We start from the raw sequence: 22815 nt of genomic DNA on the forward strand, positions 1-22815 counted from the left end.
TTGTTTGAGTGACTGGCACTTATGTAGTTTTTGTGAATTGCTCGGATACATATGTTAAATACGGTTTGCCTGTCAGCGGATGTGTTTGAATATCGGCGTATACTCCAAAAACATCACGAAGCAGTTTAGGCGTTAACACTTCTTCTGGTGTGCCGTAATGAACAATACTACCTTGTTGTAAAACATAAATTTGATCACAGTACATAGCAGCCATATTCAAATCATGTAAGGCTGCGACAACAGTCAAATGCAATGTTTGAATTAAGTCCATTAATTGTAATTGATGCTGAATGTCTAAATGATTAGTAGGCTCATCTAAAATAAGCACTTGCGCCTGTTGTGCTAGTGCACGTGCAACCATCACTCTCTTTTTTTCTCCTCCAGAAAGGGAACTAAAGCTGCGTGTTTCTAAATGGGCAATACCCGTTTGAGACAATGCCTCTTTCACTATTTTAAAGTCTTCCTTATCGTCCATTTCAAAAAGCTTCTTATGTGGCGTTCTTCCCATGCTCACTAAATCTTTCACTTTAAAATCGAATAAAACAGGTGTCTCCTGACTAACAACGGCTAATTTTTTTGCAATCGCTCTACTTGATTGCTGAAAAATATCTTCCTCATTCAATAATACTGTTCCACTTTCTGGCTTTAATAACCGATACATATTTTTCAATAGTGTCGACTTTCCACTACCATTAGGACCAATTAAACCGACAAATTGGTTTTCCTTTATTTGAATGCTTACTTCTTTTAATATGCGCTGATCATGAATGGAGAATGATACATGCTTCGCCTCTAATGTCATACCTTTAATCTCCTTCACCAAATGAATAATTGTTACGGCGTAGTAGCCAAATGAAAAATGGACCGCCACAAAAGGCTGTAATGATTCCAATTGGCATTTCTTCTGGAGCTATTATCACGCGGGCAATCGCATCTGCCCAAACTAAGAAAATTCCTCCTAATAATGCGCTAATAGGGATAACATATTTATAATTAGACCCCACTATTAATCGCACGATATGTGGAATTATTAAACCAACAAACCCAATGGAGCCACTTACTGCAACGAGCACACCTGTTAGTAATGATACAAGTAGTATCAATTGAATTCGAAATTGTTGAAGATTAACACCTAATGTGACCGCCGCTTCTTCCCCAAGTAGTAATAAATTTAAATTTCGATAATATAGCCATAACAAACTAAAAACGATGAAAAAGATAATAGCTGGAATGAATAAATTACTCCATTTTGCGCCCGCAAGACTTCCAAGCATCCAATACATAACGGCTTTTATTCCGCCCTCTTCCTTAGACATCATTAACATAAAATTTGAAGTAGCAGATAATATAAACGATACAGCCATTCCTGCTAGCAGCAAACGGAAAATAGAAATACGTCCCCCTACACGTGACAAGAAAAATACCAACACAATTGCTATAAAGGAGCCTAGAAAAGCAGCTACTGAAAGGGCGTACATACCTAAAAATGAAAAAGCGCCTAAAATGATGACAGCCGTGGCACCAACTGTCGCACCTGAAGAAATACCTAAAATATATGGATCTGCAATAGAATTACGGACAAGTGCTTGCACAGCTGCTCCAGCAATAGCTAATCCTGCTCCAACAATGGCTGCAAGCATGACACGTGGGACACGTATTTGCCATATAATAATTTCTTGTGAGCGGCTCCAATCAGGCTCTATCGTATTTGAGAAAATAGGAATTTTCGAGAAAATAACCTTCCATACATGTAGCGGTGTAATTGACACTGAGCCAATCATAATAGCAACCGTCATTGAAGCAATCAGTACTAAAAGAAGGGTCAATGAAAATAGCATAAATTTTTTATTCATTTGCTTATTAACTCCTTATCAATCTTGATAAATACGAAGCAATAAAAAAGGGTATTCTACGCACGAATGCATAGAAATACCCTAGGTTAAACAAAGTTGGAGAAGTATCCATCAATTGTCCGTAATTGCTTGCATCCTCGTGGGCATTACAGGTATGAACTAATTGGCAGGTCTCCTGGCTTCGATTCAACGTTACTATGATTGCCTTCCCATTCTAAAAACAGTGGCTACTACATCATAGAACTCCTCGTTACAGTTGCGGGACAGCGTCGGACTTACACCGACTTCCCTTTTAAGTGGCACTTGTTAACAAGCGTCACACCATTAGTTTCTGAAATTTTAAAATTATGACGATTCTATCATACATAATTATCGTAGTCTATAGCTTCTTTCATCTAGGAATCAATCTTTCCTCTTTTCAACTTCATACAAATGGATTTTGCACAAAACCTAATCCATAATTTCTGCACATTTACTTGTTACATTAAAGACAAATAAATAGTAAGGAGGAAATTCATATGGTATTAAAAAGAAATTTTTTCCTAGGCTTTATAGCAGCAATGGCTTTACTAATATTATCAGCTTGCTCTGACGATGCAGCGAAGACGGACTCTGCTAATGGTGACGCAATGGACCATAGTGCAGAAACAGGCCATGGAGAAGAGATGAATCATTCAAGCTCGGGTGAAGTTCCATCCACTTTAAAAACTGCTAAAAACCCTAAATTCCCTGTAGGCAGTACTGCTATTATTAAGGAAGGACATATGTCTGGGATGGCAGGCGCCGAAGCAACGATTGTTGGGGCATATGATACAACTGCCTATATTATCTCCTATGAACCGACTACTGGTGGAAAGAAAATAGAAAATCATAAATGGGTAATACATGAGGAATTAATAGATCCAGGTGTTGCCCCATTGTCTCCAGGCACTGAAGTCAAAACAGATGCTGCACATATGAAAGGCATGGAAAATGCTACTGTTCGCATTGATGACGCAGTACAAACGACCGTTTATATGATTGATTTTCCATTAACAACTACTGGTGAAGAAATGAAAAATCATAAATGGGTTACAGATAGTGAACTAACGTCAAAATAAAAACGAAACACCCTCTGTCATCAGAGGGTGTTTGTAATTACTTTTTGTCAGCAAGCTTATGCCATTTATAGCCGATTCCCCACACTGTCTGTAAGTAATCATCCACAGGAAAGCCACTTTTCCTTAGTTTTTCCCGTAAATTGCGGACATGCGAATCAATTGTTCGGTCTTCAATAGTACCGTTATATCCCCAAACTGTATTAATTAAATGCTCTCTTGAGAAAACTTTATTTTGATATTCAAGAAACAGCGCTAACATCGAAAATTCTTTCGGCGTTAAAAGAATAGCTTCTTGTTGAAAAGACAATTCAATAGATTCTTTATTTAATCGTAGCCCTTCAAAAAAAATGAAAGTTTCTTCAGTTTTTGTTCTTCTTAATACAGCATGTATGCGTGCTACTAACTCTTCCTCGTCAAAAGGCTTTAAAATGTAGTCGTCTGCTCCCAAATTTAAGCCTTTTATAATATCAGCCTGTTCCGCTTTTGCTGTTAGCATAATGACAGGTACATCCCAAAACTTCCTTATTTCCTGACAAGCTTGCCAACCATCCATATCTGGCATCATAATATCTAACAGCACTAAATCTACATGATTTTCTTCTAAATAGTCTAAAGCATCTCTAACCGATGACATCGCTATGCAATGAAAAGAAGGCTCTAAATAAAGCGTTAGTAACTCCAGCATCCTTGGTTCATCGTCAATTAATAATAATGTTTTCATTTGTTCCTACCCCTTAAATAATAATTCAAAAGTAGTCCCTTTGTTTTCCTCACTAACAACGGTTACTTCTCCTCCGTGTGCATGGACAAGCTCTCTAACAATAGCTAGACCTAATCCCATACCTCCATGTGCACGTGCACGAGATTTTTCAACCCTATAAAAACGTTCAAAAATATAAGGTAATTCCTTCTTCGGAATCCCCTTTCCAGTATCTTTAACAATGATTTTTATTAAGTTATTTTGCCTTTTTACTATAAAGAAAGTAGAATCTCCTGAGGAACAATAAGTTAATGCATTATTTAACAGATTCAAAATAATTTGCTCTAGCCTTACTGAATCGGCCATTAATGTTAATCCCTTTTCACATTGAACAAACAAGTGTATCTCTTTTTCCTGAAAAGCAGGTCTTAGCTTTACTTCGATACTTGCCACTAATTCATCCAATTGAAGACGTTCTTTGTTAATTACAAATGCGTTTTCATCCATTTTTGCTAAATCAAATAAGTCTTTAATTAACGTTGAGAGCCGATTCATTTCTTCAATAATAATGCCTAAATATTTTTGGCGATCCTGCTCCGTTAAATCTCGCTTGTAAAGAATATCTGAATAGCCTTTTATAAAGGTAATAGGTGTTCTTAGCTCATGCGCAATACTTGCTAAAAACTCCTTTCTTTCCTCTCTTAAATGATTTAAATCATCGGATAACTGTTGTATGGCATTCGCAAGATCGCTTAATTCATCTTTGCCATTAGTCGAAAGGGCGACAGTAAAATCTCCTTTATTCATTTTCAACGTCGCTTCCTTCATAGCCATTAATGGTTGGGCTAATTTTCGAGATAACACAATAATGACGGCAATCGTCACCAATGCTGAAACGAGGCCGACAATTAGAAAATGTTTGTTTAATCGTTCCATTAACGCATGGATGGAATCTGTATTTTGAAACATAAACACATAGCCAACAGTCTTTTGCTGTTTAAGAATAGGACTAATCGTTGCAATATATTTTTCATCCTGCCAATTTTTCTCTAATACCTGACCACTATAAGGCACCCTACCCTTGAGCTTCTTTAAATAAACGTGTATTTCAGGGTGTGAAGATGAAGCAGTTAAAATTGTTCCAACATTATCTGTGATGACAACGTCTGTATTTTCTCTTGATTCCATTAATAATATATGTGATAACGTCTCCTCATCGAAATTTTGCTCTAATATCGTTCGATGTGAATTACCAGTTGTCTGCAAGTTTATTAATTCTTCTTCAACACGCGAGTTAGTCAAAGAAACATGTAAAAAAAACATCATAAATGTTTCTATACAAAACAATGTAATAAAAAAGATTATTCCAAGCTTTAATGAAAGTTTTTTCATGCCTTAACCACCTATATTTCAAAATGATAACGTGTAAGTGTGAAGATTTTATGCAGAAGAAAGATACTTTTATAAATATTATAAAATAAAGACTTCACGCCCACTAATTTTTCATCATCATATGGCATTTATATACGTAGCAATCATAAAGAAACGTGCCAGGCACCCACACAAATAGAGGTGTCAGGCACCCGCACAATTCTGAAAACTTCAAGATGTTTATAACTAAGTAAAAATTCACGTAGACTCCTGCGGGAACGCACGCAATGTAAGACACAACAGACGGCGCGACAGCGACGGTTGTGGCTTACATCGTGCCCGCGGAAAGCGTAGTGGATTTTTACGATTGAGGAGCCGGTATTATGCTAGGAATATAAACGAGGTGTCAGGCACCCACACAATTCTGAAAACTCCAAGATGTTTATACCTTAGTAAAAATCCATGTAGACTCCTGCGGGAACGCAATGTAAGACACAACAGGCGGCGCGACAGCGACGGTTGTGCCTTACATCGTGCCCGCGGAAAGCGTAGTGGATATTTACGATTGAGGAGCCGGTATTATGCTAGGAATATAAACGAGGTGTCAGGCACCCACACAATTCTGAAAACTTCAAGATGTTTATAACTTAGTAAAAATCCACGTAGACTCCTGCGGGAACGCACGCAATGTAAGACACAACAGTCGGTGCGACAGCGACGGTTGTGGCTTACATCGTGCCCGCGGAAAGCGTAGTGGATTTTTACGATTGAGAAGCCGCTGATACTTGGGTCTTTATAAAAAAGAGCCAATAAGTATGTCGTATACTTATTGGCATCTTTTTATTAAATATATTTTTTAACCCAGTCTAAGAAGTTTTCAATTACTGTATCAAGGAATTTCACAGTACCTTCATCTGTTAAATTGCCTTCAGCATCAAATTTCGTGTGTACAGCACCGATATAGACATCATTACCACTAAGTAATGGAGAATTAATTCCAGGTGAGAATAAAATATCACGTAAATGTAATTGTGCTTTAACAGTACCTAAATTCCCCATTGATGCACCCATCATGAACGATGGTTTGCCAACCATTACTTTGTCTACACGAGATAGCCAGTCAATAGCGTTCACCATAACCCCTGGCACAGTTCCATTATATTCTGGTGTTAACCAAAGTACCGCATCAGCCGCTTTTACTTTTGCTTTAAAATCTAATACTGTTTGTGGTGCTTCATTTTCGATATCTTGATCATACATTGGTAAATCGCGTAAGCTCAATACTTCTAGTTCAAGCTTTTCTGTATAACGTTTTTGAATAAATTTTGCTAATTGCATATTATAAGATTCTTTACGGATACTACCTACGATTGCTACTACTTTCATGTTGTTTCCTCCTAAATGGTTACTGCCATTAATATTTGTTAAGCTATTTTATTTTATACCGCCCTAATAATAGGTTGCAAATTCTTCAACTGGTTTACGATACCCACGTAAGCGGTGACTACTTTCCTTTTCCTTGCCAATTGTCATCATTAAGACAATCTCATGTGTTGCTGGTACATTGAATAATGCGCGCATTTGTTGTTGATCAAAGCCAATCATCGGACATGTATCCCAGCCACGATTTTTTGCTGCTAACATAAAGAGCATAGCTGAAAGTGATGCGTTACGAATCGCGTCCTCCTTCATAAACTCCTCACCACGTTCTTCGTAAAACTTCGCATTATCATCAATGAGACCTTCAAGCTCATAGTTTGTAATAATGCCTAGATCAACCATCCCTTGACTAATGTGAGCCGTTTGCTTGTATGCTTCCTTATCGCCTAGTACTAAAATAACTCCGGAAGCTGAATGTACTTTATATTGTCCATATGCAGCCTCGCGAACTCTCTCTTTCAATTCTTGATCTAACACAACGATATATTCTGTATGTTGCAAGTTGAATGCTGAAGGTGCAAGCTTGACGTCCTCTAAAATCGGTCGGATATCCTCCTCCGTCATTACAACACCGTCTATAAAATTATTTGCCGATCGACGTTTATCAATTAACTTTGTAAATTCCATGTTGGCGTACTCCAATCATCCATTATGCTTTAGTAAAATTGTGTTCCTTAATAATAAATGACACCTTACTCATATTCTTTTTCAAATGAAACCGTACTTCTTACAGTATCAATTGGACGAACAAGCCCTTCAATTTGTGCACGTTTAGGCTCTAAGAAAGGCGGTAATGATAGTTTTTCCCCCAATGTTTCATAGGGCTCATCACCCATAAAACCAGGGCCGTCTGTCGCCCATTCAAATAAGATTTGTGGTGCTACACGTGCATATAGCGATTCAAAGAAGTGACGGTTAACATAACCAGATGTATTGAAACCAAAGCCTTCTAATCGTTCTGTCCACTCATTTAAAACAGCACGATCTTCTACGCGAAATGCTGCGTGATGCACAGTACCAAAACCTTGACGAGCTGCTGGCAGGATTGTGTTATATTCCACAACAATTTGTGCACCGTTGCCTCCCTCTCCGACCTCAAATAAGTGGAAGTCTCCTTCAGCTGCAATTTCTGTGAAGAGCATTACTTTTTCTAGCATTTCTTTGAAATAGTCAAAATTCGCAACACGCACAAATATTGGACCTAATCCTGTAATAGCGTATTCTAGTGGGATAGGACCATCTTGCCAAGGTGTACCTGTAGCAACTCCTTTGTTGTTTTCATCAGAAATTAGTTGATACTGCTGATCGTCAAAATCAACAAATGATAATGTTTGCTTGCCGAATTGTTCTTTTATGCCTGTATGTTTGACATTTAAGCGCTCAAATCGTTTTACCCAGTATGCTAATGCTGCATCTGTTGGCACTCGGAATGATGTTTTAGAAATTTCGTTTGTTCCATGTACACCTTTTGGTATGTTTGGGAAGTCAAAGAATGTCATATCTGTTCCAGCACTACCCTTGTCATCTGCAAAAAATAAGTGATATGTTTGAATATCGTCCTGATTTACTGTTTTTTTAACTAAACGCATGCCTAGTACATACGTGAAAAATTTATAATTTTCTTCTGCGCTACTTGTAATAGCAGTTACATGGTGAATTCCTTTTAGATGATTCATATTAAGTTCCTCCTATTTATCTCGAATTCGAGATATATGTTTAAAAAAATTTATTTATTAATGGCATTAAGACCGACCTTTTTCAAAGCTACATTCATTGTTTCCAACTCCTGTTGGTCTAATACTTCAAAAATTTCATTGATCTTTTGTTCATGGAGTGGAAAAATTCTATCCATTAAGACCTGTCCCTCATCTGTTAACAATGCATAGGTAACACGACGATCTTTAGGACAAGCACGTCGACAAACAAAACCTTTTTGCTCCAGCTTATCAATAACGTACGTAATACTACTACTTGCAATTAAAATTTTCTTACCAATTACTTGAATTGGCTGCTCGCCATGGTGGTACAAAAAATCCAATACCCCAAATTCAGTCTGGTTTAAATCATATTGAAGCAAATCTTTTTTTGTTGCATCCTGAATTGATTGATAAGCACGGAACATAATCGTAAAAGCTTTTAAACACCGATTTTCTTCCTTCATAAGATGCCCTCTTTCTATTTACCTCGAAATTGAATATCTTTAATTCGAGATAATAATATCACAGATATTCCCTAACAGCAATCATTTTTATTTAAATTAATATTATTAAATACAAAAATCTTTTTCAAAAGCTAAAAGCCCCTATACAAATTAGTGTATAGGGAGCTTCTATTATTTCAATCGTTTAAATTCTTTTTCTGTTCCATCAGCAAACTCTACTTCTACCTCAATCGATTGATAGTCATCTGTAATATTAAACACTTTAATGACTTGGTCAATTACTTCATCATTCGATGTTGTAGAATCGAAAGTTAGTTGCTTAAATAATGGTTCTAACTTCGTATAAGCCTCATCACCTTGAATTTTTTCATTATTGCGGTCATCTTCCAATTTAGCCTCTATACCGTTCTTTTTATTTTCATATTCAACCTCATATGATTCTGTTGCTGAATAATCAACGTCCAATGAAAATTCTATAAAGTTAAAGGGCACTTGATCCGTTACATTTTCACCAGCCTGTTGATTAGTGTTTTCCTCTGTTGGAGCATTCGTAGGTACATCCTTTACCTCATCCTTATTACAGCCATAAAGTAATCCAGCTGCTACTGAGAATACTAATAACATTTTATAATTACGCATCATGTTCCACTCCTTTTCTGTTAGTATTCTTCCCTAAAAAATCATGAAATAAACGAAAAAAGATATCTCCTTAAATTAGGAGATACCCTTTTTCTCATCTATTTAGATGGAAGACCGTCAATCAATTCGTATTAATAGAAGTAATTACGACCAGTATTATTTTCATGAATAGCACGAGCTAAGCGAAGTGTTGAAACAGCTAAATCTGCATAACTTACTTTTTCAGTTGCATTAAAGTTGTTTTGTTGTGCATCGATTAAGCCCATTGCACTTGCTAATGCTACGTAACCTGCATATGCTGGATCAATAGAACCTGCATCAGCGAAGTTCAACTTGTAAATGTCGTTATGCTTTGCAGCACTTTCTAAACGTAGTACACGAATAAACCATTCTGCAAGCTCTTGACGAGTCAATGTCGCATCGACAGCAAATTCATCTGCTGGTTGTAAAACGCCCATTCTTACTGCTTGTTCAACTATTGCATATAACGGATGTTTAGGATCAATATTATTAAACGATTGATATGTTTCTTCTTCATTTCCATATCCATAGTAGCCATATGTCAATGATTTAAGAATAATTTTTAACGCTTCACCCTTCGTTATAGCTGTATCAGCATTAAAGCTTGCTGGATCTTTCACTTCCAACACATTTTGTGCTAACAAGTAGTTTAATTCCTCTGCAGCTGTTGGGTGAGAAATTTGCGGTTTATTATTTGAATCATCGGCACTACTTACCCATTTGCCTGTTAGTGCATCAATTTGATTATATATGCTGCCCTCATATGAAGGTGCATACACTAAATCATAGTGATTGCTATCTTCTTTATCCTGTTTAGTGTACTGTAACTTCAGCTTTAACGCATCGCTAAATGTTTCCTTTGCCTTATCAGCTGAGACTACCTTACTTACAGATGGCCAGTTATCAATTTTTTGTTGATTAATGTTTAATCCACGTAATGAACCGTCTGTACCGACGCTCACATAAATTTCATCACCAACAACAGGAATTCCGTTTACAATACGCGGGAATGAGAAGCCATATTGGTTGCTATAATTATCATATCCATAATCATCTAAAGGTTTTGCATAGTTATGGATATAGGACGGAGCCCACTCTTTTAAGTAGTCAATAGCCTTCGCCAACGCAGCATCTTTCGTAATCTTTTCTGCTTTTTTATCTGTCAGCATGAAATCTCTACTGATGTCATAGTATTGTGTAATTTCACCAGTTGCCTTATTAATTTCAAATGAAGCACCAGAACCACCATTCTCATACATGTACATGTAATTTACAGAGTAAAGTGTTTCACCATTTTCATTTTCTCTTTCATCAACCATATCAATTTGTAGTTTTGCCTTATCAGGGTCCACTTTTAAGAAGGATTTTGCAAATTCCTCTACTTCTTCAACCGTCATACCAGGTTTTCTCGGATTAAGTTGTTCTGAAGATAGCTTTTCAACACCTTTTACGCTTGGTGCTTTTGCCACGAAGCCATTCGCTGTTTGCCATTGTCCTGTTAATGCATGTACACCATAGAAGCTTGATGTTGGCATATACACTAGCTTCACTTCACGCTTATCAGATGGATAGTTATAGTCTAAATAATAACGTAACTCTACAGCAAAGTTATCACGAACTTGTGCTAGAACATCTGCCTCGCTCTTTTTCTGTTCTACGCCATCGAACGTTGCCTTTTTAGATACATTTGAATTGCGATATACTTGTACAACTTCTCCATTAGCAAGTACACCAATAAAAATTGTGTGGTTACTAAGCGTTACACCGTTATGTGTCGGTGCATATGAGAATGAATAAGTAATTGGCTCTGATAATGGGCGAGTGTAATTAAATCCATAATCAAAATCATTTTCTTGTAATTTATAGTTTGCTGTATTCGGGAATTTCTTTAAGAAATCCTGTGCAATTTTTTGTGCGTCATCCTTCGAATATTTAGCAGGATATAGCGCATCTGCCACATTAGCTGGCTGGTAATAGAAGCTTTCAAGCTCTAAATCATCACCCATAAAAGTAATACTACCATACACATCTTTACCATTTACTGTTTTTTGGAAACTCAAATCATAACGGATTGTTTTATCATCGTTATAGTAATGTCCACGCCCCGTATAAAAATCATTATCTGTTAAAAAATTGAACTTTTCTGGGAAAAGCTCACGGAATTTTTTTATAAGTGTACTTTTTGTTACCTTTGTTTCTGTTGAGGCTACTTGAATCTCTATTCTCTCTGGAGAATCCTTAACATTAGCAGAAGCTTGTGCCATTGGAGAAAGTACTCCGACAGAAAATGCAGTAGACGTTAGAATAATCCCCAATTTTTTAAATTTACCCAAAATATCCCTCCTAAAATACAATTTACCTAATTATATATTATATTCCCAAAATAGGAAATAGTATTTACAGATTATTTCCAATAAGAAGAAAATAGATTGGGTATACCATTATCCCTATCAATGTCATTTCTTCACCACATTAAAATTTGAGTCTATCAATAACCAATTTTGCGGGAACGGTAGCCCAAGCTTCCAGTAACCTATGCCTCTAAGCTTGTACTGCTTAATTAAATTAAATTTCGCTTGAATCGACCGTGCATCTTCAAACCAGACTATGTGCGCTCTTCCTTGCTCATCATAATATTCAAAGAAAGGTGCTTGTGCATTCCAATCATATTGGATAGCTGCATTATATTTTTTGGCAATCTCAATAGCCCTTTGCGGACTTACAGCCTCTGCATATGGACCTCCTTGTACAAACGGCAGTGTCCAATCATAGCCATATAAGTTTTGTCCAAGCAATATTTTACTTGGTGGTATTTCTGATACAGCATATTTGACAACGGCCTCAACTTCGCGAATTGGCGAAACAGCCATAGGTGGTCCAGCAGAATAGCCCCATTCATAGGTCATCAGCAATACGAAGTCCACAATCTCCCCATGTGCTTTATAATCATGTGCTTCAATCCATGGCCCTTTTTGATTCGCACTTGTTTTTGGGGCAAGTGCTGTCGAAACCGTATAACCCTCTGCATGGAACCGCTCCACTGCTCTTCTTAAAAAATTGTTATACGCTTCCCGCTGATCAGGGGGCAAATTTTCAAAGTCAAAATGGATATCTTTTATGCTTTCTAAACGCCTTGCTTCTTTAAGAATATTGTCAAAAAGTAAATCTTGCACTGCCGTACTTTGGAAAATATCTCTTGCAAGGTCGCCACTAAATTGAAAGTTCTCCAAATTCGATACAACCATTGCAACAGCTGCTCCTGAGTCTTTCGTAATTTCAGACACACCGTTTTTTGGAGGTTGCTTCAATGTCCCGTCTCTCCGTGCTTCATAGCTAAATAAGGCAAGATAAGTTAAATAAGGAGATGCTTCTCGGGCTGAATTTAATAATGCTTCACTAACGGCTGTCCCTCTTGGCTCTAAATATGCCAATGTTTCTGCTCTCGTTTTCGGTGCTGGTGGAATATAAAGACGCAAACCAACTGATAAAGTCTGGTTTGGATTTATGCCATTGACCTGTGCAAGTGTTAAATAATTAATCCCAAAGCGTTGCCCTATAGACCATAAACTATCCCCAGGCTGTACATAATAAAAGCTACCGACGATTGGAATTACAAGTGCTTGGCCAACAACTAATCGATTAGGGTCTGGAATTTGATTGGCATCTACTATACTTTGAACCGTTGTGCCATACGCATTTGCAATTCCATATAAGGACTCTCCTGCTCGTACAACATGTATTTGAATGCGATTTGCCTCCTTTTTACGTAATGAAACCATAGCCATAAAGCTTATGATATAAAATAAGAAAACATGTCACCTTGAAGCAATCACATCTGTAGCGCAATCAATTTTTAGTACAAATAATTATAGAAGACTTTTGCCGTTGATTTCCTTTCCAGGCGCTCCCTTTCCGCCCGTTGACGTGAAGTGCCAGGCACTCAAACAATTTCTTTGCTATGAATGTAGACTTCTGCGACAACAGCTCACGTGTGCCCGTGGAAATCGCCCCCACGCAATAGAAATCAGCCGCAGTAGTATCATTTTTTATCCTTTTCATGGTCATAAAGTGGAAATTTCTTTGCCAACATTATTCGTTGATTTTCTTTCCAGGCGCTCCCTTTCCGACCGTAGCGAATATCAACAGCAGTTAGATGAAAAAAGGCGAAAAAACCTCTCAATTTTAATGAGAGGTTTTTGTATTTTATTTATGCGCATTGGACGTAATCATTTCAAATAACAATGGCACATTCGTACTGCGTTGCAAAGAATTACATTCCTTTGTTAAGTACGCCCAACTTTCTTTCATTTTTTCTCGGTAAGATAGTGCTGTATCTACATGCAGAAATTCCAAAAGATACTCTTTAATAGAGCCCGATAAGTTTTCCATAAATTCATCTGCTTTTAGCACTTTTTCCGTGGCGACTTCATTGCGCTCATTCCATAATACGTGCTCTAAATTCGTAGCAAAATAAAACAACTGATAAGGTACTTTTAATCGATCAATACTAAAATGGTCATTTGCAAGCAAAATCTTAACGTTATTAGCCTTCATTTCATTGCGCTGTTCAATTTGCTCTTTACGTCTCTCTGTTTTTACAAAAATGGCGTCCTCAGTATAATAGAGATTCTGTTCAATATCTGCATTGATTTTGACAAACTCTGGAGCGATAAAACAACCATCTGCATCCGTAATATGAATGACTGCCGATAAATCTTTCGCTAAAAACTTATACTTTTCTAGATAATTATGAATGACTCGGCTGACACTATTTTTAATATTGGGGATTCGCTTTTTCGCATCCCATTTCGTCAAAATATCCTCACGTTGCACATCAAAGCGGATGGTCGAATCGGCAAAATGCTCATCTAAAAAATCCTCTAAAATTATTTGCTCTGTTTGTCCTTCTACAATCACTAAAAGCACTTTTTTAGTCATGTTGCACACCAGCTTTTCTAAAAGCACGTTTAATTTTGAACGTTTTCGTTTCTTTATAAACCTCTTCATCCTGTCCACCTAGCTGTATAGCGCGTAAATAGACATCTCGTGCATTATTGACCTCTTTAATACCTTTTAGCTGCATATATCGGTAATTCTCATTCGTTGTTGTAAACCATAAGTTTTTAATGGCAAGCACCTCTAACACACGTAAATTGTGGGACGTAAAAATAAGTTGCCCTTTTCCGCCCTCATCAATCACTGTTAACAACTCGCCTAACAAATATTCAAAAACGCCAGAATCTAATTCATCGATCACAACACAAGCAGTTGGATTATTGTAAACAGCTATTAGTACACTAAGCACAGAAATAATTTTTAAAATCCCTTCTGATTCTGTTCGCAATGGCAATTCCCGATCACCCCGTTGCGATAGAAACTCAAATCGGATTCCCTTTTCACCATTATCTAATAATTGCTCTGTAATGACATGAATCTTAATAGTGAGTCCAGGAATAATAGTCGATAATACTTGATTGCTTTGCTCTATCACTTCACATAATACATTGAAAGCATTTTTAGGCAGTAATGCTGGCCCTTTCAAATCATATGGAATGGAGCCACGCGTTTTTTCAAGATGGATACTAAAGGGCATACTGCGTTCTTCAAATAAAGGCGCGATATTTTGATTGTTGATAACATGTAAATCTCGATTAAAATCAATCGCTAAATTATGAAGCAACTGCATTTCTAATTCTGACAGCTTTTCTTGTAGCAATGGCTTTAAATCTTTATGGAAGATAAATGACATATATTGTTTTCGCGCTAGTTGTTGAATAACAAGCGTTTTTATACGCATTTTTTCACTCATATCTCGTAAAAAGCTTTTTCGAATTTGAACGTCCTCATCTGAGACACTTACTAAAACTTTTGATCGTTTTCCTTTTTCATCTTCTCTATATGTGAGTCGCTCTGCAATAATATATAGCCGTTTTTCATCCTCACGCAATGTTACATAGTAGTTCACAAAAAATGTACCAAATTGATTGTCCACTAGAAATTCAAAATCAATAGTAGCAGTGTTTTCTCCTGCCATGATTAAACGCTTGTCTTGTAATGGTAATTTCACTTCAGCAATCCAACCAGAAATAATCGTCTTTAATAAGCTAAATGCATCAACAATCGTCGTTTTCCCAGAACCGTTTTGCCCATACACGCCAACAACATTCGCTTTCATAAGCGAAGCAAAATCCACTGCTAATGTTAGCTCACCATTTCGTACATTCCTTAAGTTTTGTACCTTTATTTTCTTAATTTTTATAATAGCCATCGAAACACCCTTTAAGTCTTTTCTTCTTATTATAATGAATATCGTTATATTTTATAACAATTTAAAATTTAATATCCTATACTTGTTTTTATATTGAGCCATTTGCCTATGACAAATACATTACGGGACATATGTTAGAGAAGAAAAATGAAGAAAGGTGTGTTTCATTGGTCAATCCTAGATTAGCTCCCGAAGATTTTAATCAACAGTTCCGACCCGGTATGAAAATATGGGTTACGCTCCCTACTGGCACATATTCAGGCACATTGATTCGAACATTTGGAAAAGACGGAAGAACAGCCGAAATTCAATTAGATTCTGGTCAAGTCATAACAGTTGATGTTAGCCAAATTACAGCAGCAGGGACAGGTTACCCTCCTGGTGGTGGCTCATATCCACCACCGTATCCACCTCCATACCCTCCACCATATCCGCAACCATATCCACCTCAACCGTACCCACCACAGCCATATCCACCACGTCCTTATCCGCCACAACCATATCCACCACGTCCATACCCACAACCGTTCCCGCCTATGCCATACCCTGGTGGACAATACCCTGGTGGTCAATTACCTGGTCTCCCACCCATACTACCTCCAGGCCTTCCCAACATTTTACCTGGCATCTTTGGTAACCCGAGATAATAAAAAAGGCTTTCCATAAGTTCAGTTATGAACGAGTGGAAAACCTTTTTTTATTTTCTTTTACACAAAGTATACACAACTTTTTTCAAACAATTGTAATAATATTTGTCTATAATAACATTTAGTAATTTTAAAAGTTGGTTACTAGAAACAAATTATACTATTATTAGTGTATTTTCTATTAATAATATGCCAGAACCTCGTTAATCCCTGTTATAAAAACACTATATTTTTAATTCGCACCTCGAAATTTCACAGTTGAAATAGTAGGATTTTTGGGTTGTGAATCGTATTTTTTGGCAGTATAGTTGTTTATGGTTAGGGGATGAATGGATTATTTTACTAACAATGAAATAATGATAAAAAGTATAGGAATGTACTTCTATATATGAAATTATCATGACGGTCAATTGTAACATTGTACTATTCCCATTACATTTGGCTTTCTCATTATCGGCCGTCCCTTTTTCACTTGAAATATGTTTTTTACAATTTTAGGAGGAAGAGTATGAAGAAAAGTAAGAAGCAGCAAATGTCAATTAGCAAGAAATTAACTTTCACAATGGTTAGTATTTTATTGCTATTTGGATTAGTTACTATGGGATTTTCCTATTATATAGTGAAAAACAGTAACTTAAAAGATATGGATGAATCCCTCTATGATAAAGGCATGATTTTATCAAAGACAATAGATCAAAAAGCATTGAAATCTGCACTGCAACAACCAAATGCTAATAATAATGATGTCGTTCGTTTAACAGAAGAAATGGATGCCATCAATGATAAATCAGATATTATTACCAATCTCTTTCTTATTACAGTAGATGGTGAAAATATTAATGCACCGGTTTTATCCTCAAGTGTTCTTGAAGTTGGGGCAGAATATAACCAAGATATGATCGCCATGGGTCTCTCTCCAGATTTCCTTGCAAGAATAAAAGAAGTTTTTGAAACAAAAGAGGCAACTGCTACAGAGATCTATAAAGATGAGTTTGGAAGCTATAAAACAGGGCTTACTCCGATATTAGATGACGATGGTTCAATGTTAGCTGCGTATGCCATTGACTATGATGTATCGATGGTAACTGCTAAAGCACTTTCGGAAGCAATGTGGGTTCTGTTAATTACTGTTTTATTCCTTATTGGGTCTTCCATCGTCGTTTACTCACTATTAAAAAAGAAGCTAACGCCTATCCAACAGCTATCCTTACAATCTAAAAAAGTTGCTGAAGGTAACTTGGAGCTAGAACCTTTACCTGTTCAATCAAATGATGAAATTGGCGTGCTAACAAATAATTTTAATGTAATGATTGGAAGTTTACAAACAGTCATTCAAAGCGCAACAAATGTTTCTTCACGTGTTTCAAATACTGCACAAGTTTTATCAAGTAATATGCAGGAAGCAACGGATTCTTATAATAGTGTAGCTTCATCGATGCAAGAAATAGCAAGTGTTGCGGATTTACAAGTTCAAAAGGCAAAAGAAAGTTCAGTTACGATTGAGGAAATGAGCATTGGTATTCAACGTATTGCCATGACATCTAATCAGATTTCTGAATCCTCTATTCTTGCATCTGAGGAAGCGGAAAAAGGTAACGATTCAACGAACAAATCTGTCGCTCAAATGAATGCAATTAGTAAAGCTGTAAATCAATCGGCATCATCTGTCAAAATGCTAGGTGAACACTCAAATAAAATCCAAGAGATCGTTGGTATTATTACAGGTATCGCTTCCCAAACAAATTTACTTGCATTAAATGCGGCGATAGAGGCTGCTCGTGCAGGTGAAGCAGGAAGTGGTTTTGCTGTAGTCGCTGACGAGGTGCGCAAGTTGGCAGAGCAATCAGAGGCATCAGCAAGAGAAATTTCTACGCTAATCTCGCGTATTCAACACGATACTAATGAATCAGTAAATGTCATGATACATGCGGTAGAGGAAGTGGACAATGGCTTAATAATGATCAATGATTCCGAAAAATCATTTGGCCAAATTTTAACTTCAATACATCATGTTACTGGTCAGATTCAAGAATTATCGGCTACTATTGAGGAAATGGCAGCTGGTATGGAAGAGGTTACATCAGCTGTTCAAGATATGGAACAATTCTCTGAAAATTCTAGAAACAATACAAGCACAGTAGCCGAAACATCTGCTACTCAGCTCAACACAGTGCAAAGAGTTTCAGAAGAAGCACAAGTATTAACAGATTTATCAGATGAATTATTAACTGTTGTAAAGACTTTTATTGTGAAATGATGTACTAAAAAAACCTTATAGCTTTATTAATCTCGTCGATGCTACAGCATCGGCGAGCCATTTATTCATGTCATTTCCTAGCAATAATATTTACTTCTAGTTGCACTAATTGGGCACTGCCCCTCTACTTTCAAAAATAGGAGTTGTGATGATTGAATAAAGAACTTAATTTACTTACGGCAGATTATCAAACGAACTATAATGAGCAACAAACCCTACCAGCTCATTGTACGCAATTGTTAACTGAAGCAGATAAAGTAGTTTATCAAGCTTTAAATCAAACAAAAGCCTTTTATGCGAAAGATCAAACAATACCTGAAGTATTTTATCAAGCTGTAGAACAGTTTGCTGATAGAATTGCATTATCATTTAATGGTGGCTCAATGACCTATCGTCAGCTCAATGAACGATCCAATCAAATCGCTCATATGCTGCGAGACAAAGGTTTGCAAAAAGGCGACAAAGTGGCGATTGTTATGGAACGTAGTCAGGAAACTGTTATTAGTTTACTTGGTGTTTTAAAAGCAGGTGGTATATATGTACCGATTGATCCTAGCTATCCTAAAGAGCGTTGTCATTACTTGTTAAATGATACAGGTGCGACATTTATATTAATAAAAGAAGAACATACTCAATTACTTAATGATTTACTACATAACGATTCCCAAACTCGTATAGTGTTTACACTTAATCGGATGGAAATCACATTTTCAAAAAACAATATCCATATCGATCTCAGCCCTGCTGATTTAGCCTATATTATTTATACATCAGGCTCGACAGGCAAGCCAAAAGGCGTAATGCTTAAGCATGAATCTGTGATCAACTTAATTACTGACAATCAAAGAATCTACCAAGCAAGTAAATATGATGTCTTTTCACAATTTATCTCCTATAGTTTTGATCCATCCGTCACTGAAACATTTACTGCTTTTTTCTCTGGCGCACGATTACATATGCTCACAAGTATTGAACGCGTATCAATAGAGGCATTTGCTGAAATGATTGAGCGTGAAAAAGTAACAACAGCCACAATTCCAAATGCATTCTTTACGCAGCTAGCTACTCACCTCTCTATTGAACACCATGATAAATTATCGTCTCTTAAATATTTATCTGTAGGTGGAGAAGCCCTTATGCCTGCTGTTATACAAAAGTGGCATGAAAAATTCGGAACAACAACTGAAATTATTAATGTATATGGGCCAACAGAATGTACAGTGCTGTCCTCCTACCATAAAGTGAAGGATACTGTAATTGATAATCAATCAAGCATTCCTATTGGTAAGCCTATCGCCAATTACGAAATGTATATTATTAATAATGATGGTCAGCTTTGCCCTGTCAATGAAGCAGGGGAACTTTACATAGCTGGTGCTGGTCTAGCTGCTGGCTATTTAAATCAACCGGAAAAAACTGCTGAAGCGTTTGTCCCACATATATTATCAAATGAACCTGGAAGATTAATGTATCGAACAGGTGATTTAGTTCGTTTATTACCGAGCGGTGTAATTGAATTTGTAGGACGCAAAGATTCTCAAATTAAAGTTAGAGGGTTCCGAATTGAGTTAGGCGAAATTGAAACGGTATTAAGTAATCACCCAAGCATTCAAGAAGGCGTGATACTTGCAAAGAAAATGGACGATGGAAATAATAGCTTGTTTGCCTACTACACTTTAATTGGCGGTAGTAAGGAAGAACAAACAGCAATTAGACAGTATTTAGCAGGTCATTTACCAGACTATATGGTGCCTGAACGATTAATTGAAGTGCAGGAAATGCCCTTGTCCCCTACTGGAAAAATCGACCGAAAGCAATTAGCTGCTATTGAGGTAACAGCACCTTTACCAAGTCATTATGACGCACCAGAGAACCCAATACAGAAGCTACTAGCCTCTGCATGGCAACATGTACTCGGTATTGAACGTGTCGGTATTCATGATAATTTCTTTCATATCGGTGGGCATTCATTAAAAGTACTTGAAATTTTAGTCCAAGTGAAAAAGCATATTCCGTTTTTAAAAATACAAGACTTTTTCCAATATCAAACGATTGCCGAACTAGATCATTATATTTGTAACTATCAACCAGAAACGAATGACACACCACAACAACATGTAGATTTAGTTCGTAAAGATTTAATGGAGCCAAGCCGTCTTTCCGGTGCGCAAACACCAAGACCTCTAGCTATGAATGCTGTGCTGTTAACCGGTGCAACAGGCTATTTAGGAAGTCATATTTTAAATGAGCTTTTAAATAATACAAATACTCATATTTACTGCTTAATTAGACAAAGCGCACACACAACACTTGATGAAAAACTTAAAGAGAGCATGGCTTTTTATTTCGGTGAAGACATTGTGGCAATGCTACATAATCGAGTGACTGTCATCCAAGGTGATTTGAGTAAAGAAAAACTTAATTTATCAAGTAAAGATTACGTTACACTTACTGAAGAAATTGATGCAATTATTCATTGTGGTGCAGATGTAAGACATTTCGGGGCTGCCACTCATTTTAATGATGTCAATGTTGAAGGGACTAGATACTTGCTCGAGCTTGCTAAAAGTAAAGCAGGTGTGCATTTCCACTATGTTTCAACAATTGGTATTCCTGAAGAACTTGCGGCAACACAATGGGGAGAAAAGCAAGCACTGGGTGAATTTGATTACGATGTTTCACTTACAAATGTTTATACCCAAAGTAAGTTAGAGGCTGAAAATCTTGTTAAAAATGCCGTGAACGATAAAATTCCTGTTTCAATTTATCGTGTTGGCAATTTAACATGCCATTCCCAAACAGGAAAATTCCAGCGCAACATAGATGATAATGCATTTTACCGAATGATGAAATCGATGCTCCATTTAGGAAAAACACCGACAGCTAATTGGCATGTTGATTTTACGCCAATCAATTATGCGAGCCAGGCACTTATAACATTAGCCCGTCAACCAAAATCCAATGGACACATTTTCCACCTATGTAACCCTGTACCCCTAGCCTATCTTGATTTTATTGAAGCAATAAAGGACATGGGATATGAGTTAGATATAGTTTCGGCAAATGAATATGAAGATTGGCTTTTAAATTCGGAGCATCCTAAAGCATTACAAGAATATTTATCATTAGCAATTGCACAACTTGAAGGTGATGGCGCAAGCGATTCACCATTTATATTTAATAGTGAAAAAACACAGGAATTTTTAGTGAACTCGGGTATTGCATGTGCAGAACCAAATTCAGCCTTTATCCGCACGATGATTACGTATGGTATCGAATTAGGTTATTTCCCTGAACCTAAACCAGTTGCAGTTCGATAATGTTGAGAGTCAATGGCGTACAAGTATTTGCACTCCCCATTGGACCACCATTAACAACATTTGAATGGGCGAAGTATTATGCGCAACTGCCTCCTGATGAGCAAATCAGGATATTGCAATACCAACAGTGGCATGACCGACAACGAGCCTTATTAGGAAGCATTATTTCCAGATGGGCAATTCAGCAATTGACTGCTACACAAGAGGTACAGATTGTTAGAAACAAATATGGTCGGCCTTATGTTATAGGAGATGTTGGTTGGAGAGGTGATTTTAATCTTTCCCATTCAGGAGATTGGCTTGTCATAGCAGTAACGGAAAATGGTCATGTCGGTATTGATGTGGAGGAAATTAAGCCTGTTACGATAGATGTTATGCACTATGCCATGACAGAGAATGAAATAACTAGCATTGACGAAATTGTAGAACCGCTACGATTAAAAAAATTTTATGAACTGTGGACATTAAAGGAAGCTCTCTTTAAAACTGCCTTATGTCCACAGCCATCACCACACTTAATCGATACGACGGATGAAATTCAAAACATTTCTACACAGCTTATTTATCTTGATGAACGACACCCTGTATCCATCTGCTGGGATCGCACATCACATATAAATTTAACCTTTTTGAATAGACATCAGCTTCTATAACTTTGCTCAGCGTATGGCAAAAGGCATCAAAAACTTGATGCCTTTTGTCTTTTTTATGAAGATAGATGAGGTGCCAGGCACTCAAACAATTTCCTTGCATTTTTTTGAAACGCTAAGGAAAAATCCACCTAGACTCCTGCGGGCACAGCACGAGTTGTAAGACGCAACAAGCCGCGCGTCAGCGAGGGTTGTGGCTTACATCGTGCCCGCGGAAAGCGTAGTGGATTTTTCCGATTTAGGAGTCGATACTGTACTAGGTACGGATGCGCAGTGCCAGGCACTCAAATAATTTCCTTGCATTTTTTTGAAACGCTAAGGAAAAATCCACCTAGACTCCTGCGGGCACAGCACGAGTTGTAAGACGCAACAAGCCGCGCGTCAGCGA

General features: G+C 37.1%; 18 protein-coding genes and 1 riboswitch. Of the genes, 5 read left to right on the forward strand and 13 right to left on the reverse strand.

The genetic code is table 11. The annotated features are described in order from the left end of the window. Positions 1-19: 19 nt before the first annotated feature. Positions 20-802: a heme ABC transporter ATP-binding protein gene (locus tag ACIQXW_RS23025; RefSeq protein ID WP_402765888.1), complete on the reverse strand. Its 783-nt coding sequence runs from the start codon at positions 800-802 to the stop codon at positions 20-22. A 4-nt stretch (positions 803-806) separates the two neighbouring features. Next, positions 807-1853 (reverse strand): FecCD family ABC transporter permease, encoded by a 1047-nt coding sequence (locus ACIQXW_RS23030; protein WP_402765891.1) that lies wholly within the window; start codon positions 1851-1853, stop codon positions 807-809. 148 nt (positions 1854-2001) lie between these two features. Further along, positions 2002-2194: riboswitch (cobalamin riboswitch) on the reverse strand. A 177-nt stretch (positions 2195-2371) separates the two neighbouring features. Here ACIQXW_RS23030 and ACIQXW_RS23035 point away from each other — a divergent pair. Then, on the forward strand, positions 2372-2953 hold the full coding sequence (locus ACIQXW_RS23035; RefSeq protein WP_340822143.1) for a YdhK family protein: 582 nt from the start codon (positions 2372-2374) through the stop codon (positions 2951-2953). A gap of 37 nt (positions 2954-2990) precedes the next feature. Here the strand turns inward: ACIQXW_RS23035 and ACIQXW_RS23040 are convergent, their stop codons facing one another. From ACIQXW_RS23040 to ACIQXW_RS23090, 11 genes are all read right to left on the reverse strand, one after another. Continuing rightward, positions 2991-3674: a response regulator transcription factor gene (locus ACIQXW_RS23040; protein WP_401022326.1), complete on the reverse strand. Its 684-nt coding sequence runs from the start codon at positions 3672-3674 to the stop codon at positions 2991-2993. A gap of 6 nt (positions 3675-3680) precedes the next feature. Beyond that, positions 3681-5045 (reverse strand): sensor histidine kinase, encoded by a 1365-nt coding sequence (locus ACIQXW_RS23045; RefSeq protein ID WP_402765896.1) that lies wholly within the window; start codon positions 5043-5045, stop codon positions 3681-3683. 822 nt (positions 5046-5867) lie between these two features. Next, the gene (locus ACIQXW_RS23050) at positions 5868-6410 is read right to left on the reverse strand and encodes an NADPH-dependent FMN reductase (protein WP_340822139.1); all 543 of its coding nucleotides are present in this window, start codon (positions 6408-6410) and stop codon (positions 5868-5870) included. Positions 6411-6473: 63 nt separating this feature from the next. Continuing rightward, a complete protein-coding gene (locus ACIQXW_RS23055; protein ID WP_340822138.1) occupies positions 6474-7091 on the reverse strand; it encodes a nitroreductase family protein in 618 nt (205 codons plus the stop codon). Between the two features lie 65 nt (positions 7092-7156). Continuing rightward, complete coding sequence (locus ACIQXW_RS23060; RefSeq protein WP_402765901.1) at positions 7157-8140, reverse strand: ring-cleaving dioxygenase; 984 nt, start codon at positions 8138-8140, stop codon at positions 7157-7159. 50 nt (positions 8141-8190) lie between these two features. After that, a complete protein-coding gene (locus ACIQXW_RS23065) occupies positions 8191-8625 on the reverse strand; it encodes a MarR family winged helix-turn-helix transcriptional regulator (RefSeq protein WP_340822136.1) in 435 nt (144 codons plus the stop codon). 171 nt (positions 8626-8796) lie between these two features. After that, complete coding sequence (locus tag ACIQXW_RS23070; RefSeq protein ID WP_401022314.1) at positions 8797-9267, reverse strand: YusW family protein; 471 nt, start codon at positions 9265-9267, stop codon at positions 8797-8799. A 128-nt stretch (positions 9268-9395) separates the two neighbouring features. Beyond that, positions 9396-11618, reverse strand: coding sequence for a YcdB/YcdC domain-containing protein (locus ACIQXW_RS23075; protein WP_402765905.1), 2223 nt, complete (start codon positions 11616-11618; stop codon positions 9396-9398). Positions 11619-11741: 123 nt separating this feature from the next. Next, the gene (locus ACIQXW_RS23080) at positions 11742-13064 is read right to left on the reverse strand and encodes a LysM peptidoglycan-binding domain-containing protein (protein ID WP_401022311.1); all 1323 of its coding nucleotides are present in this window, start codon (positions 13062-13064) and stop codon (positions 11742-11744) included. Between the two features lie 424 nt (positions 13065-13488). Continuing rightward, the gene (locus ACIQXW_RS23085) at positions 13489-14223 is read right to left on the reverse strand and encodes a hypothetical protein (protein ID WP_340822130.1); all 735 of its coding nucleotides are present in this window, start codon (positions 14221-14223) and stop codon (positions 13489-13491) included. Further along, on the reverse strand, positions 14216-15553 hold the full coding sequence (locus tag ACIQXW_RS23090; RefSeq protein ID WP_402765909.1) for an AAA family ATPase: 1338 nt from the start codon (positions 15551-15553) through the stop codon (positions 14216-14218). The genes ACIQXW_RS23085 and ACIQXW_RS23090 overlap by 8 nt, the downstream gene beginning before the upstream one ends. Before the next feature lie 167 nt (positions 15554-15720). Between ACIQXW_RS23090 and ACIQXW_RS23095 the strand changes: the two genes are divergently transcribed. The 4 genes from ACIQXW_RS23095 (at position 15721) to ACIQXW_RS23110 (ending at position 22430) form a co-directional block, all read left to right on the forward strand. Next, complete coding sequence (locus ACIQXW_RS23095; RefSeq protein ID WP_402765912.1) at positions 15721-16200, forward strand: hypothetical protein; 480 nt, start codon at positions 15721-15723, stop codon at positions 16198-16200. Between the two features lie 508 nt (positions 16201-16708). After that, a complete protein-coding gene (locus tag ACIQXW_RS23100) occupies positions 16709-18457 on the forward strand; it encodes a methyl-accepting chemotaxis protein (RefSeq protein WP_401022303.1) in 1749 nt (582 codons plus the stop codon). A gap of 152 nt (positions 18458-18609) precedes the next feature. Then, the gene (locus tag ACIQXW_RS23105) at positions 18610-21777 is read left to right on the forward strand and encodes an amino acid adenylation domain-containing protein (RefSeq protein ID WP_402765916.1); all 3168 of its coding nucleotides are present in this window, start codon (positions 18610-18612) and stop codon (positions 21775-21777) included. Beyond that, complete coding sequence (locus ACIQXW_RS23110; protein ID WP_402765919.1) at positions 21777-22430, forward strand: 4'-phosphopantetheinyl transferase family protein; 654 nt, start codon at positions 21777-21779, stop codon at positions 22428-22430. Before ACIQXW_RS23105 ends, ACIQXW_RS23110 begins: the two co-directional genes overlap by 1 nt. Positions 22431-22815 lie beyond the last annotated feature (385 nt).

This window comes from Lysinibacillus sp. NPDC097162 (assembly GCF_044762185.1).
GTDB lineage: Bacteria > Bacillota > Bacilli > Bacillales_A > Planococcaceae > Lysinibacillus.

Excerpts from the sequence above, each read along its gene's own strand:
- ACIQXW_RS23025 (WP_402765888.1), bottom strand. The coding sequence starts at position 802 with ATGACATTAGAGGCGAAGCATGTATCATTCTCCATTCATGATCAGCGC.
- ACIQXW_RS23030 (WP_402765891.1), bottom strand. The coding sequence starts at position 1,853 with ATGAATAAAAAATTTATGCTATTTTCATTGACCCTTCTTTTAGTACTG.
- ACIQXW_RS23035 (WP_340822143.1), top strand. The coding sequence starts at position 2,372 with ATGGTATTAAAAAGAAATTTTTTCCTAGGCTTTATAGCAGCAATGGCT.
- ACIQXW_RS23040 (WP_401022326.1), bottom strand. The coding sequence starts at position 3,674 with ATGAAAACATTATTATTAATTGACGATGAACCAAGGATGCTGGAGTTA.
- ACIQXW_RS23045 (WP_402765896.1), bottom strand. The coding sequence starts at position 5,045 with ATGAAAAAACTTTCATTAAAGCTTGGAATAATCTTTTTTATTACATTG.
- ACIQXW_RS23050 (WP_340822139.1), bottom strand. The coding sequence starts at position 6,410 with ATGAAAGTAGTAGCAATCGTAGGTAGTATCCGTAAAGAATCTTATAAT.
- ACIQXW_RS23055 (WP_340822138.1), bottom strand. The coding sequence starts at position 7,091 with ATGGAATTTACAAAGTTAATTGATAAACGTCGATCGGCAAATAATTTT.
- ACIQXW_RS23060 (WP_402765901.1), bottom strand. The coding sequence starts at position 8,140 with ATGAATCATCTAAAAGGAATTCACCATGTAACTGCTATTACAAGTAGC.
- ACIQXW_RS23065 (WP_340822136.1), bottom strand. The coding sequence starts at position 8,625 with ATGAAGGAAGAAAATCGGTGTTTAAAAGCTTTTACGATTATGTTCCGT.
- ACIQXW_RS23070 (WP_401022314.1), bottom strand. The coding sequence starts at position 9,267 with ATGATGCGTAATTATAAAATGTTATTAGTATTCTCAGTAGCAGCTGGA.
- ACIQXW_RS23080 (WP_401022311.1), bottom strand. The coding sequence starts at position 13,064 with ATGGTTTCATTACGTAAAAAGGAGGCAAATCGCATTCAAATACATGTT.
- ACIQXW_RS23085 (WP_340822130.1), bottom strand. The coding sequence starts at position 14,223 with ATGACTAAAAAAGTGCTTTTAGTGATTGTAGAAGGACAAACAGAGCAA.
- ACIQXW_RS23090 (WP_402765909.1), bottom strand. The coding sequence starts at position 15,553 with ATGGCTATTATAAAAATTAAGAAAATAAAGGTACAAAACTTAAGGAAT.
- ACIQXW_RS23100 (WP_401022303.1), top strand. The coding sequence starts at position 16,709 with ATGAAGAAAAGTAAGAAGCAGCAAATGTCAATTAGCAAGAAATTAACT.
- ACIQXW_RS23110 (WP_402765919.1), top strand. The coding sequence starts at position 21,777 with ATGTTGAGAGTCAATGGCGTACAAGTATTTGCACTCCCCATTGGACCA.